This is a genomic window from Kitasatospora sp. NPDC056181, from assembly GCF_042266225.1.
In the GTDB taxonomy this organism is placed as follows: domain Bacteria; phylum Actinomycetota; class Actinomycetes; order Streptomycetales; family Streptomycetaceae; genus Kitasatospora.
Genome location: NZ_JBHJUK010000188.1, coordinates 2079 through 14206, shown reverse-complemented (window position 1 = coordinate 14206; position 12128 = coordinate 2079). Strand labels below are relative to the sequence as shown.

The window sequence follows — 12128 nt, the reverse complement described above, 5'->3', positions numbered from 1 at the left end:
ACCCCGCCGTTGCCCGAACGTCCGTACCGGACCTGCCCTTTCGGCACAAGCTCCGCACGCGTCCCTTCCGTTCCGGGCCCCCGCCCTGACACCATCGTCCGCTACCCCGTGACGGAACGTCGGTGACCGCCGCCCCGTCCGACGGAAGGACCACGTGACCCGCCCCGCCCCCGCCCGCAGCCGCCCCGCCACGCCCGCCGGCGACCACCGCCCCGCCGGCGGCCACCGCCCCGCCGGCGAGCACCGCCCCGCCCCCTGGGTCCGCACCAGGCTGCGCACCCAGCCCCTCGCCGCGCTGCTCACCGCCGTCCTCGCCTTCGCCCTGGTGTTCCTGGCCGCGGCCTTCCCCCGGGCCCTGGACCGTGGCGCCGACGCCGCGCTGCGCGACTTCCTCCACGACCGCGGCCCGCTGGAGACCAGCCTGACCAGCTCCGCCTCCGCACCCCTCGGCGACCGCGCCGAAAGTGCCGCCGACCTGGAGCGCGTGGCCGCCGAACTCCTCGCCGCCACCGGCCCCGGCTACTCCGTGGCGCCCTCCGGAGCGGTCTTCGGCGCCCAGGCCGTCCAGCACCGCGCCCTCGCCAACCCCGGCCTGGACCGCCCCGACGGCCGCTCCAACCCCACCCTGCACCTGCTCTACCTGCACGGCCTCACCGAGCACACCACCCTGGTCGCAGGCGCTTGGCCGGGCCGCTCCGCCCCCGGCGAGCCGATCCCCATCGCCGTCAGCCGCGCCGCCGCCGACACCATCGGCATCCGCCTCGGCGACGTCCTCCAGGACGACTCCGCCACCTCGCGACAGGTCCGCGTGAGCGGCCTCTACACCGTCACCGACCAGGCCGAGCCGTACTGGAGCGACCTGCCCTGCACCGGCCGGGCGTGCCTGGAGCGCTCCCTCAGCGACCCGAACACCCGTTTCTGGCACACCGCCGGGATCGTCGGCGGCGACGACCTGCGCACCCTCGCCGCCTGGGGCGGCCGCCCGGCACGCGACTTCTGGCGGCTGCCCGTCGACACCGGCGCCCTGCGCGCCGACCGGCTGCCCGAGGCCCAGCGCGGCCTCGCCTCCCACCTGACCGGCCCCGCCGCCGCCCACCTGGGCGCGGCCACCGCACGCCCCGACCTGACGACCGTCTCCCGCCTGCCCGGCCACCTCGCCCAGGCCGCCGCCCGCCAGGGCGCCGTCGCACCCCTGGCCGCGATCGGACCGGCGGCCGTCGCCGGGATCGCCGGCATCGTCCTCGCCCTGGCCGCCGCCCTCACCACCGAACGACGCGGCGCCGAACTGCGGCTGCTGCGCGCCCGCGGCGCCTCCGCCGCCGGCGTCCTGCTGCGCCTGTGCGGCGAGGCCGCGGCGCCGGTGCTCCCGGCCGCCGCGACGGCCACGGCACTGGCCCTGTGGCTGCTGCCCACCCCGCGCTGGACGGCGGCCGTCACGGCCGCCCTGGTCACCACCGTGCTCGCGCTGTTCACCGTCCCCGTCCGCGCCGCGCTGCCACCGGGGCAGGACCGCCACCGGGGCCGGGCCGCCCGGCGCGTACGCCTGTGCGCCGAGACCGCCGTCCTCGCCCTCACCGCCGCCGCCGTGGCCGGTGAGCGCCGCCGCGGCGCCGCACCGCCCGGCGACGGCCCCGACCTGCTGCTCGTCGCGGCGCCCCTGCTGATCGCCCTCACCGCGGCACTGCTGCTGGCCCGGCTGCTGCCCCTGCTCGCCGCCGCGGCGGCCCGCGCCGCCGCCCGCGGCCCCGCACTGGTGGGCTTCCTGGGCCTGGCCCGCGCCGCCCGCGGCACCGGCGGCCGGCCCCGTCCCTCCACCCTGCCGCTGTTCGCCCTGGTGCTCGCCGTCACCACCGCCGGCTTCGGCTCGACCGTCCTGGACGGCGTCGGCCTCGCCCGCCGGCAGGCCGCCCGGCTCACCGTCGGCGCGGACGCCTCCGCCGCGGCACCGGCCGGGCGCACCCTGCCACCCGGCTTCGGCCCGGCCGCCGCCGCCCTGCCGGGGGTGGAGGCCGCCACCACCGTCCGGCTGGAGAGCGAGGCCTTCCTGCTCGAAGGCGTCCCGGGCGTGGGCACCGGCGTCGACCCCCACGCCACCCAGGTCACCCTGGTCGTCGCCGAACCCCAGGCGTACGCGCGGATCGCCCGCACCGTCGGGACGGGCACCTTCGACCCGGCCGTGCTCACCGCACCGCCCGCCCCCGCCCCCGGCACCGCATCGTCCGCCGCCCCCGGCACCGCCCCCGCCCCCGGCACCGCGGCGCCCGCCGTCCCCGCCCTGTTCAGCGCCGACCTCGCACGCCACCTCGGCCCCGGCGGCCACCGGCTGCGGCTGCCCAGCGGCGGCGAGGTGCTCGCCGTGCGCGCCGGCGCCGTCGACGCCACTCCCGCACTGCCCGGCGCCACCCGGCCCTTCATCGTCCTGCCCACCCCGGCGGCCACCGCCGTGCTGCCCGAACTCGCCAGGGCCACCGACTGGTTCGCCGTCGGCCGCATCGACGAGCCCGCCCTCGCCGCCCTGGTGCGCCAACTCCCGCCCTCGGACCTCGCCGACCCCGGCGCCCCGCCCACCGCCGGGCCCACCGCCTCCGCCGCCGTCGTCGGCAACGACCCCGACGCCCTGCGCAGCGGCTACCTGACCCGTACCAGCGCCGCCGTCACCGCCGACCTCGCCAGGGACCCGCTCCAGCACGCCGCCGCCCGCTTCTTCCGCCACGCGGTCACCGCCGCCGGGGCGCTCGCCCTGCTCGCCCTCCTGCTCACCCTGCTGCGCGCCGCCCCCGACCGGGCCGCCCTGCTCGCCCGGCTGCGCACCATGGGCCTGCGCTCCCGTCAGGGCCTCGCGCTCATCCTCGCCGAGACGCTGCCGCAGACCCTCACGGCCGCGGCCGGCGGCGCCCTCGCCGCGCTGGCCGCCGTCGTCCTGCTCGGCCCGGCCGTCGACCTGTCCGCCCTGGTCGGCGCCCCGGTGCCGGCCGGCCTGCGCCCCGCGGCCGGGCCGCTCGTCCTGCCGGCGGCGGCCCTCGCCGCGCTGGCCGCGCTCGCCGTCCTCACCGAGGCCCTGACCGGCGGCCGCCGCCAGGTCACCACCCACCTGCGGGCCGGCGACCACCCCTGACCGTCCCGGCCCTGACCGGCCCTGACCGTCCCGGCCCTGACCGGCGCTGACCGTCCCGGCCGGGACGGTCAGCGCCGGAGCGGTGCTCAGGCGTCGTGCCGGGCGGGCGGCCGCTTGGCGGCGCGGCGGCGGCCGAGAGTGGTGAGGGCGCCGATGAGCGCGGTGGCGAAGGCGGCGATGTCGCCGGCGGCGCGGACCAGGGGCAGCCAGGTGTTCATGCGGGGTCTCTCCTCGTCGGTGGTGGGACGGGCCGGCCGGCTCCGCTGCTGTGCGCTCCTCAATCGTCGGGCGGGCCCGGCCGGGGAGTACGGAGTGCGGACGTTCTGCCGAAGGCGGGGCGCGGCGGCGGGGGACCGGGTACAACTGGCCGGGGGTGTTCGCCGGACACCCCGGCCGGGCGGGCGTACGTTCCGCGAACGCCCGCGGGCGCAGGACCGGTTGGGACGAGAACGGCAGGGCGGGGATGGCAGGCTTCGGCAAGGACAGGTGGCCGGCCGACGGGGCGGTCCGGGCGCTGCTGGAGTACCTCGACGAACTGCACCGCGGCCAGGGGCAGCCGTCGTACGCCCGGATGGGCAGGGAGGTGGGGCTGGCGCCCAGCACGCTGGCGCCGTTCTTCACCGGCACGCGGCTCATCGGCGCGGGCAACCTGGAGCTCCTGGTCCAGCACCTGGACGGGGACACCGCGAGGGCGGAGCGCCTGCGCAAGCGGGCGGCCGTCGAGTGGTCCGTACGTCCGGCCCCGGCCACTGCCCCGGTCCCGGCGCAGGCGGGCCCCGGGGCGCCCGGGCCCGCCGGGAACCGGCCGCTGTCCCTCTTCCGGGCCGGCTGCGGCGTGGGCAGTGCCGTCACGCTCCAGCGGACCGAGTCCGGCCTGTTCGAGGAGTTCCTGGCCGCGCTCCGGGTGATCGGCCTGGAGGAGGCCGAAACCGCACCGCTGCGCGGGATCAGGGCCAGGCTGGAGCAGACCGGCGAGGCCGAGGAGGCCGGCCTGGCCGTCCTGACCGCTTTCTCGGGCGTGTTGGCCGAGGTGATCGCCCTGGTGGAGGAGCGGACCTCGCGCGCCGAGTTCCGCTGGTTCCTGCTGGGCAAGTCCCTGCAGGGCATCGCCCTTGTCGCGGCGGGGGAGTGGCCGTCGGCTCCGGAGATCGAGGGCGCGCGGACCGAGCTGTTCTATCTCAGCGACGCCGTCGACATGCCGCAGGGGCTGCGGGCCGAGGTGAAGGGCTACAGCCGGACGGAACTGCCCACCGCCGGGCGGATGGACATGGTCGAGGAGGCGGCGCGCCTCAGCCGGGCCTTCCACGCGGTTCTCTGAGCCCCTCCGAGCCGCACCCGGGGCCACGGGTGCGGCACCCGCTGCCGGCGCGGGCGGCCGGCCCCGGCACCCCGGCGGGGCGGCCCTCTCGGCCGCACCCGGCGGGGGACCGGCTTGCCGCCGCCGCGCCGAGGGACCAGATTGAAAGGGGTGCCGCCTGCGGCGACAGCCCGGAGAGGTGTGGCGATGAGCAGGGTGGTGGAGTCGATCGACGTGGACGTGCCGGTCCGCGTGGTCTACGACCTGTGGGCGACCTTCGAGGACTTCCCGCAGTTCATGGAGGGCGTGGAGGAGGTCAGGCAGCTGGACGACCGCCACGCCCACTGGCGTACGAAGATCGCCGGGCTGGCCCGGGAGTTCGAGACCGAGATCGTCGAGCGGGTGCCCGGGGAACGGGTCGCCTGGCGCACCACCGGCGAGAGCGTGAAGCACACCGGCACGGTCGACCTGGAGCCGCTCGACGACGCCCGGACGCGGGTGCGGATGACCATGGCCTTCCAGCCCACCGGCCTGGCCGAGAAGGCCGCCGACAAGCTGGGCATCCTCGACCGCCAGGTCCGGGGCGACCTGCGCCGCTTCAAGCGGTTCGTCGAGGACCGCGGCACCCCGGCCGGCCCCGGCCCGGCCCCCGGCGGCTGACGGCGCCCGTCGCCGATGCCGTCGGCGGCGCTGCGCCGCCGTTTGCGGTCGGGGCCGTTCCACCGGGCCGGGCCGGGCCGGGTCGGGCCGGACTGCGGCTACGGCAGCGGCCGGGAGACCACGCCGAAGTAGTTCCCGACGACGCGCTGGACGCCCGGGCCCGCCTCGGTGCCGTAGGGGACGTTCGCAGCCGGGCCCGCCCGCGGCCCCGGGCACGGCGGCCCGGACACCGGGCCCGCCCGCGGCCCCGGGCGGGCCGGAGCGGGAGCCGCGCCGCCGGGGCTCCGCTTGACCGGAGATCTGATTAGGCACCATATTACTTCTCGTGACCCAGCATCCCGGGACCGGCCCCGTCGCGCCCACCCTCGACCAGGCCCGCCGCCAGATCGCCCGCTACGGCCTCGCGGCCGACCCGCAGGCGGTCCTGGTCGCGGCGCGGCTGATGGCGGCCGGCGCCCGGATCGGCCAGGCCGGCGAGGTCCACTTCGGCCGCTTCGGCCTCTCCACCGGCCGCTACCGGCTGCTGGCCGACCTGGAGGACCACGGCGGCGAGAAGTCGCCCTCCCAGCTCGCGGCTAGCCTCGGCGTCTCCCGGGCGACCGTGACCGGACTGGTCGACGGCCTGGAGCGGGAGGGCCTGGTGGCCCGCCGGCCGTCCACCGAGGACGGGCGCGGCAACGTGGTGATCCTCACCGCGCGCGGCGCCGGCAAGCTGCGCGACCTGGCACCCGAGCACTTCGCCCGGATGCAGGCACTGGTCGGCGGGCTCTCCCCCGAGGAGTGCGCCACCTTCCTCGCCCTGCTGGCCCGGGTGGTCGCGGGCATCGACGCACTCACCGAGGACTGACCCCCGGGGGCCGGCCCCGAGGACTGCCCCCCCCGGGGACTGATCCCGGGGGAGCGGCCCCGGGGAAGCGGGCCCCGCTCGGGCGAGGCGGGCCGGGCGGCCCGCCTTCCTTACGGCCCAATAGTTAGGTGCCTAAGCACAAATACTTAGCTCCCTAATCACATCAGCAGAGAGGGACAACCCATGAGCAAGAAGGCCCCCGGCGCCCCGCCGCCCTTCGTCCTGTGGCGCGAGGTCCTGGCCGCCTACGCCATGCCCGCCGTGACGGCCGGTCTCGGCGGGGCCGTCACCCGGCAGCCGCAGCTGGTGGCCGCAGCCCTCACCACCATCGGCGCCACCTCCGCCCTGGTGGCCGCCGCCCTCGGCGCCACGCTGCGCCGCCGCCCCGTCCGCACCCGGCCCGCCCGGACCCCGCGCGCGCTCGCGGCCGCCGTCCTGGGCCTGGCCGCCGCGGCGCTCGGCCTGGCCGCCGGCCTCGCCGCCGCCCGCTGGCTGCCGCAGGTACCGGCCCTCGCCCACAGCCCGTGGCCGCGCCGGCTGCCGGTCGACCTGCCGCTCTCCTCGGCGATCGCGGCCACCGTCACCACCTGGCGCTGGCGCGGCAGCCGCCCCACCCACCCTGCCCGTCCCACCCACCCCACCCTCACGCCGGAGCACCGGCTCCCCACCACACCCCGACCCGAAAGGCAGACATCATGATCGTCATCATGGGCGCCGGCGGCGCCACCGGCGGCGCCACCCTGCGCAGCCTCACCGCCCTCGGCGCACCGGCCCGCGCCCTGAGCCGCGACCCCGCCCGCCTGGCCGCCGCACTCGACGAGCACACGCTCGCCCGCACCGCGGTCCTCCCCGCCGACGCCGCCGACCCGCAGTCCCTGCGGACGGCCCTGCGCGGCGCGCACCAGCTCTTCCTCACCATGGCCAACGGCCCGCACCAGGTCCGGTACGAGCTGAACGCGATCGAGGCGGCCGCCGACTGCGGCGTGCGGCACATCGTCAAGGTCTCCGCACCCGCCGCCGAGCCGGACTCCCCCGTCGCCGTCTCCCGCGGCCACCACCTGGTCGAGGAGCGGCTGCGCGCCTGCGGCATCACCGCCACCGTCCTGCGGCCGTACGCCTTCATGCAGAAGCTGCTGCTCCTGGCGCCCGGCATCGCCGCCGCCGGGGTGGTGCACGGCGCGACGGGCCAGGCGCGGTGCAACTACGTGGACGTCCGGGACATCGGGGACGCCGCGGCCGAGGTCCTCACCCGCCCGGAGCTGGCCGGCGGCACGTACCCGCTCACCGGCGGGCGGGCCTACAGCCACCCGGAACTCACCGCACTGCTGGGCGGGCTGCTCGGCCGGCAGGTCCGCTACCTCGACCTGAGCCCGTCCGAGCTGCACGCCCACCTGGTCGACCGGGCCCGGATGCCGCACTGGCTGGCCACCCACGTGGTGGAGATCCAGCAGCTCGCCGTGGTCCGCAAGGAGACGCCGGACGACACCTTCCTGCGCCTCGCCGGGCGCGCCCCGCGCACCCTGGAGGCCTTCCTCGGCGAGAACCTGCACCGGTTCCGCTGACCACCCCGGACGGCACGGCACGGCGGGCCGGGCCGTCCGGCACGCGTTCCGGAAGCGGGGCGTCAAAGGCGAGGGGACGGACTACGGTCGGGGGGTGAACGAGTACGCGGTGCCCGTCCTGCCGAGCCGGGACCTGGACGAGACGCTCGACTTCTACGGCCGCCTGGGCTTCGAGTCCCGTGGCGCCCGGGCCGGGTGGCACGGTTACCTGATCCTGGTCCGGGGGTCCGTGGAACTGCACTTCCAGCACGATGCGCAGGTGGACCCGCTGGCCACGGCCGGCAGTTGCTACGTCCACGTGGATGACGCGGACGCCCTCCACCAGGCGTGGGCCGAGATCGGCGTCCCCCGTGACGACGTCACGGGCAGCCGTCTGACGGCACCGGCCGACACCTCGTACCGCATGCGGGAGTTCGCCCTCGTGGACCGCAGCGGGAACCTGCTGCGGATCGGCAGTCCGTCGCCCTCCCGGCCGTGATCATGACGGCCACTCGTCGACGGCGACGGCCGGCCCGTCCGTCACGCCGACGACGCGGGACCGGCCGACGGGCCGGTGCGGCTTCGCACGCCACACCGGCCCGTCCTGCCTCACAGCGGGGTGAGGACGTCCTGGTGCGCCCCGTCGATGACGAGGCCGTTGTCCAGCCGGACCCGGACCGTCACCCGCTTCCCCTGCTCCCGGTACGCGGCCCACTGCGGCTCCAGCGCGGCGATCTCCGCCTCCAGCCGCCGGCGGCTCGCCTCCGGCATGGTGTGCCCGTAGTCCTCGAACAGCGCCTTGAGCCGCTGGTACTCGCGGACCTCCTCGCTCTCCGGGAGCTCCCCGTCCACCCGCTCCACGGTGCCCTCGGCCCCGGCCCCCAGCGAGAGGAACCCGACGACGGCCCCGGGCTCCCCGGCGACCGCCTCGCCGATCCCGATGTCCTCGGCCAACCGGACACGCCGGCCTTCCTCCAGGGTCATCCGTCCTCTGCCTCTCCGTCGATCGGTGCCGCCGGCGCAGCCGGCCCGCGGCCCCGGCCATTATCCGCCGGGCGCGTCACGGTGCCGGGACGCGGGCCGGCAGCGCCGACGGCACCGTGACGCGCCCGGATGCCCGCCCGGATGCCCGCCCGGATGCCCGCCCGGATGCCCGCCCGGATGCCCGCCCGGCTCCTCCGCCCGGCCCGCCGCCCGCCCCGCCCGGGCGTCCGGGCGGTAAACCGCGTGCCCCGCGGGCACCGGCCGCGTTACCCTCGGCGCCATGAACGCCACCGGCCCGAACACCGCCACCGCGCGAGCGACCAGCTCGCCGGTTGCCGCCGCTTGACGTACCCCCTCTCCCCGGCGACCGGACACGGTCCGCCGGTGGCCCTGAGGCGTTCCCCTCCTCGGTTGCGAAGACCGCGCGGCCCTGTTGTCCGGTGCCTCCCCACCCGGCACACGCGAAGGGACCGCCCCATGAACACCGACCAGCTCGTCCGCACCTTCACCGAGTACTACGAGGAACGCGGCCACCGCCGGATCACGGGCTCGACACTGCTGCCCCCGCCCGGCGACCCGGTGCTCTTCACCACCTCCGGCATGCACCCCCTCACACCCCACCTGGAGGGGCGCCCGCACCCGCTCGGCAGGCGGCTGGTCAACGTCCAGCGCTGCCTGCGCACCACGGACCTCGACGAGGTCGGCGACCCCACCCACCTGACCGTCTTCGAGATGCTCGGCACCTGGTCCCTCGGCGACTACGAGGGCCCGCAGAGCCTCGACTGGGGCTACGGCCTGCTCACCGACGGCTTCGGCATCGATCCGGGCCTGCTCCACGTCACCGTCTTCGGCGGCGACGACCAGGTCGGCCCGGACACGAGCTCGCTGGAGCTGTGGCAGGACCTCGGCGTGCCGGCCGAACTCACCGTCGAGGACAACTGGTGGTCCAACGGACCCACCGGCCCGTGCGGCCCGGACTCGGAGATCTTCCTGTGGACCGGCGACACCCCGCCGCGGTCGACGCCCACCCGGGACGACCGCTGGGTGGAGGTGTGGAACCACGTGATGATGCGCCACCGGCGCCTCGACGACGGCACGCTCGTCCCGCTTCCCCAACGCAACATCGACACCGGACTCGGCCTGGAACGGCTCTCCTCGCTGCTGCAGGGCCGCTCCTCGGTCTTCGGCAGCGACGTCTTCGACCCCTGGCGCCGCCTCGTCCCGCCCCTGTGGCAGCTGGACGAACCGTCACTGCGACTGGTCTGCGACCACCTGCGCTCGGCCATCGTCGTCATCGGCGACGGCGTCCGCCCGTCCAACACCGGCCGCGGATACGTGCTGCGCCGCCTGGTGCGCCGGGTGCTCACCGTGCTGCGCCAAGGCGACCCGCAGCGCGGACTCGGCGACCTGCCGGTCGAGTTGGTCCGGCACACCCTGGACCGCTTCCGCCAGGACGTGGACCCGCAGTCCGTGCGCCAGGTGCTGCTCGACGAGGAACACCGGTTCGGCCGCCTCCTGGACCGCGGCCGCCAGGTGCTCTCCCGCCCCCGCTTCCGCGGCCCGCTGACCGAGGACGACCTCCACTACCTCCACGACACCCACGGCCTGCCCCGCGAGCTGGTCCTGGACCTGCGGCCCCAGTGACGACCCGGGCCACGGCACCGGAGCCGAACGGTTCTCGGGACGTGACCACCCTGCGCGGCGGATCCCCGGCAACGAGGAACGGGATCCACCGCGCAGCCACAGCGAGTTCCCGGCGGGCAATCCGGTCAACGGTTCTTCCCGGGCAGCCGGCCGCCGGCGGGAGCCGCTCACGGCCGGCCCGCCCCGGAGGGAGCCCCCGTCAGGACTCCGGGGGCGGGCCGCCGTGCTCGATCTCGTGGATGAGCCGCTTGAGCTGGGTGACCTCGTCCCGCAGGGCGCGGTCACCGGCCGGGGTGAGGGAGAGCCAGGTGCGGGCACGTCTGCCCTCGTAGCCCTTCTCGATGTCGACCAGTCCGGCCTTCTCGAGGACGGCCAGGTGCTGGCTGAGGTTTCCGGCGGTCAGGCTCAGCGCCGTGCGCAGGAAGCCGAACTCGACCCGGCGCGCCTGGTGGGCGACCGTGAGGATGCCGAGGCGGACTCGCTGGTGGACGACGTCGTCCAGGCCGGTGACGGGATGCGGGTCGGGCCGAGCGGTCATGACGCAGCACGTCGACGGGGCCGCTGGGCCAGGCCGAAGCCGAGCGCGCCGAGCAGGAGGAGTACACCGGGGACGGCGAAGTGGGGCAGGGCGGACCAGGGCGAGGCGGGGGCGATCCCCGCCCAGCCGGTGGTGAGCGGCACCAGCTCGACGGCCAGGTACACCGCGGCGAGCAGCGCCAGGGCGAGGCTGCGCTCCACCCAGGACAGCACCAGCAGCGGCAGCCCGACCGCCGTGGCGTTCCCGGCGAGCCGTTCGAGGAACATCGTCGTCCCGGAACCGGGGTCGAGGTGCAGACCCCAGAAGTCGACCGGGGCGCCGGGCTGCGGCAGACCGTGGCGCAGGCTCCACAACGCGGTTGCACCCGCCAGGCCGACCAGGACGATCCCGGTGGTGACGTACGGCCTGACCGCAGTGCCGACCCCGCGGTTGCGGGAGCGGCGGATGTAGAAGAACGCCGTCGCGGCGTAGGCCAGGGCGAGCCCGACGGGCCAGTACACCGCCGAGCCCTGGGTGATCAGGGTGCAGCCGCCGCCCGCCGCGGCGTCACCCGTCGGGCAGGGCACGGTCTCGACCTTGAAGGTCAGGCGGCCGACCAGGATTCCGCCCAACGTGAGCACGCCCAGCAGCAGGAGGGGGAACCAGGTACCGCGCTGGACGGCGCGGACCTGGCGGGTCAAGTTGCCGAGGTCGGCCAGGAGTTCACGGGGTGTCACCGACGAAGGCACTGATGCGTCTGTCATGAAATCAGCTTTGCATCACAAACCAGTTGTGGCAAGAGAGCTGCGCCACCGCAGGACCCGGAGACCGGCTGACGGAAAGTCAGCTGGAGTACGCGCCGCCGCTGTGGATGTCCACGCAGGCCCACACGTTCGGGGTGTCGGTGAAGCTGCCGCACAGACGGCCCCAGGCGACCTCGATGTCGGTCCACTCGGCGGTGATCCTCCCGTCGCGGGCGGTGCCGGTCATCCGCTCGTGGACCTCGACCTGGTGGTCGCCCTCGTGGAGGAGCGCGGTGGACCTGGTCGCCTTGCCCGGGTTGGTCCACGTCACCGTCAGGCGCCGCGCCCAGTCGTCGTGCCCGTCGATGGCGATGCAGACCTTGGGGCCGGACCAGTTGTGGGTGCAGGCGTCGCTGCTGCGCCGGCCCGCTGCGGCGCCGGCCGGTGCGGCGGTGGCGAGCAGGACGATGGCGGCCGCGGACGCGAGTGCTGCGGCCCTGGCGACGACCGGGTGCATCAGGTCCTCCTTCTTCCCTGGGGTGTGTGCCCGCCGCTCTGTTTGCGGCGGGCACTCGGGTTGAACGAGGGGCGTGCGATGCCGTTGCGGCGGTCCACCCGGACGGCGGAGCGCCCCGGCGCGGCATTGACGCCGGCCCGGCCGGAGGCGGTGGGCGCCAACCGGCCGGCCGGGGCGCCGGCGGGGCGTCGGCGGCGGGCTGCCGCCGGGGCGGGGACCCCCCGCCGGGGGCCGGCGCGGGGTACTGAGCGGGGGAGAGGGAG

13 protein-coding genes are annotated in these 12128 nt (G+C 76.5%); 8 read left to right on the top strand and 5 right to left on the bottom strand.

Annotated elements, in window-relative coordinates:
• Positions 1–154: 154 nt before the first annotated feature.
• Complete coding sequence (locus ACFC1F_RS39070) at positions 155–3115, top strand: hypothetical protein (RefSeq protein ID WP_376165914.1); 2961 nt, start codon at positions 155–157, stop codon at positions 3113–3115.
• Between the two features lie 86 nt (positions 3116–3201).
• On the opposite strand, the gene ACFC1F_RS39065 is transcribed toward ACFC1F_RS39070, so the two are convergent.
• Complete coding sequence (locus ACFC1F_RS39065; protein WP_376165912.1) at positions 3202–3333, bottom strand: hypothetical protein; 132 nt, start codon at positions 3331–3333, stop codon at positions 3202–3204.
• Positions 3334–3578: 245 nt separating this feature from the next.
• Between ACFC1F_RS39065 and ACFC1F_RS39060 the strand changes: the two genes are divergently transcribed.
• The 6 genes from ACFC1F_RS39060 to ACFC1F_RS39035 all read left to right on the top strand — a co-directional run bounded on the left by ACFC1F_RS39060 (position 3579) and on the right by ACFC1F_RS39035 (position 7959).
• Positions 3579–4433: a hypothetical protein gene (locus ACFC1F_RS39060; protein ID WP_376165910.1), complete on the top strand. Its 855-nt coding sequence runs from the start codon at positions 3579–3581 to the stop codon at positions 4431–4433.
• Positions 4434–4619: 186 nt separating this feature from the next.
• Positions 4620–5072, top strand: a complete 453-nt coding sequence (locus ACFC1F_RS39055) for an SRPBCC family protein (RefSeq protein WP_376165908.1) — start codon at positions 4620–4622, stop codon at positions 5070–5072.
• Between the two features lie 325 nt (positions 5073–5397).
• A complete protein-coding gene (locus ACFC1F_RS39050; protein ID WP_376165906.1) occupies positions 5398–5919 on the top strand; it encodes a MarR family winged helix-turn-helix transcriptional regulator in 522 nt (173 codons plus the stop codon).
• 183 nt (positions 5920–6102) lie between these two features.
• On the top strand, positions 6103–6618 hold the full coding sequence (locus ACFC1F_RS39045; RefSeq protein ID WP_376165905.1) for a hypothetical protein: 516 nt from the start codon (positions 6103–6105) through the stop codon (positions 6616–6618).
• Complete coding sequence (locus ACFC1F_RS39040; protein ID WP_376165903.1) at positions 6615–7481, top strand: NmrA family NAD(P)-binding protein; 867 nt, start codon at positions 6615–6617, stop codon at positions 7479–7481. The genes ACFC1F_RS39045 and ACFC1F_RS39040 overlap by 4 nt, the downstream gene beginning before the upstream one ends.
• A 94-nt stretch (positions 7482–7575) precedes the next feature.
• Entirely contained in the window at positions 7576–7959 is a 384-nt protein-coding gene (locus ACFC1F_RS39035) for a bleomycin resistance protein (RefSeq protein WP_376165901.1), read from the top strand.
• Positions 7960–8069: 110 nt separating this feature from the next.
• On the opposite strand, the gene ACFC1F_RS39030 is transcribed toward ACFC1F_RS39035, so the two are convergent.
• On the bottom strand, positions 8070–8444 hold the full coding sequence (locus tag ACFC1F_RS39030) for a hypothetical protein (protein WP_376165899.1): 375 nt from the start codon (positions 8442–8444) through the stop codon (positions 8070–8072).
• 477 nt (positions 8445–8921) lie between these two features.
• On the opposite strand from ACFC1F_RS39030, the gene ACFC1F_RS39025 reads away from it, so the two are divergent.
• The gene (locus ACFC1F_RS39025) at positions 8922–10088 is read left to right on the top strand and encodes an alanine--tRNA ligase-related protein (protein WP_376165897.1); all 1167 of its coding nucleotides are present in this window, start codon (positions 8922–8924) and stop codon (positions 10086–10088) included.
• A 199-nt stretch (positions 10089–10287) separates the two neighbouring features.
• Here the strand turns inward: ACFC1F_RS39025 and ACFC1F_RS39020 are convergent, their stop codons facing one another.
• The 3 genes from ACFC1F_RS39020 to ACFC1F_RS39010 form a co-directional block, all read right to left on the bottom strand.
• Positions 10288–10626: a transcriptional regulator gene (locus tag ACFC1F_RS39020; protein WP_209412641.1), complete on the bottom strand. Its 339-nt coding sequence runs from the start codon at positions 10624–10626 to the stop codon at positions 10288–10290.
• The gene (locus ACFC1F_RS39015; protein ID WP_376165895.1) at positions 10623–11369 is read right to left on the bottom strand and encodes a hypothetical protein; all 747 of its coding nucleotides are present in this window, start codon (positions 11367–11369) and stop codon (positions 10623–10625) included. Before ACFC1F_RS39015 ends, ACFC1F_RS39020 begins: the two co-directional genes overlap by 4 nt.
• Positions 11370–11448: 79 nt before the next feature.
• Positions 11449–11865: a hypothetical protein gene (locus ACFC1F_RS39010; protein WP_376165893.1), complete on the bottom strand. Its 417-nt coding sequence runs from the start codon at positions 11863–11865 to the stop codon at positions 11449–11451.
• Positions 11866–12128 lie beyond the last annotated feature (263 nt).

What these genes read in the sequence shown, in the direction of transcription:
- ACFC1F_RS39040 (WP_376165903.1), top strand. Translation starts at nt 6,615, where the DNA reads ATGATCGTCATCATGGGCGCCGGCGGCGCCACCGGCGGCGCCACCCTG.
- ACFC1F_RS39060 (WP_376165910.1), top strand. Translation starts at nt 3,579, where the DNA reads ATGGCAGGCTTCGGCAAGGACAGGTGGCCGGCCGACGGGGCGGTCCGG.
- ACFC1F_RS39010 (WP_376165893.1), bottom strand. Translation starts at nt 11,865, where the DNA reads ATGCACCCGGTCGTCGCCAGGGCCGCAGCACTCGCGTCCGCGGCCGCC.
- ACFC1F_RS39045 (WP_376165905.1), top strand. Translation starts at nt 6,103, where the DNA reads ATGAGCAAGAAGGCCCCCGGCGCCCCGCCGCCCTTCGTCCTGTGGCGC.
- ACFC1F_RS39025 (WP_376165897.1), top strand. Translation starts at nt 8,922, where the DNA reads ATGAACACCGACCAGCTCGTCCGCACCTTCACCGAGTACTACGAGGAA.
- ACFC1F_RS39030 (WP_376165899.1), bottom strand. Translation starts at nt 8,444, where the DNA reads ATGACCCTGGAGGAAGGCCGGCGTGTCCGGTTGGCCGAGGACATCGGG.
- ACFC1F_RS39015 (WP_376165895.1), bottom strand. Translation starts at nt 11,369, where the DNA reads ATGACAGACGCATCAGTGCCTTCGTCGGTGACACCCCGTGAACTCCTG.
- ACFC1F_RS39020 (WP_209412641.1), bottom strand. Translation starts at nt 10,626, where the DNA reads ATGACCGCTCGGCCCGACCCGCATCCCGTCACCGGCCTGGACGACGTC.
- ACFC1F_RS39065 (WP_376165912.1), bottom strand. Translation starts at nt 3,333, where the DNA reads ATGAACACCTGGCTGCCCCTGGTCCGCGCCGCCGGCGACATCGCCGCC.
- ACFC1F_RS39055 (WP_376165908.1), top strand. Translation starts at nt 4,620, where the DNA reads ATGAGCAGGGTGGTGGAGTCGATCGACGTGGACGTGCCGGTCCGCGTG.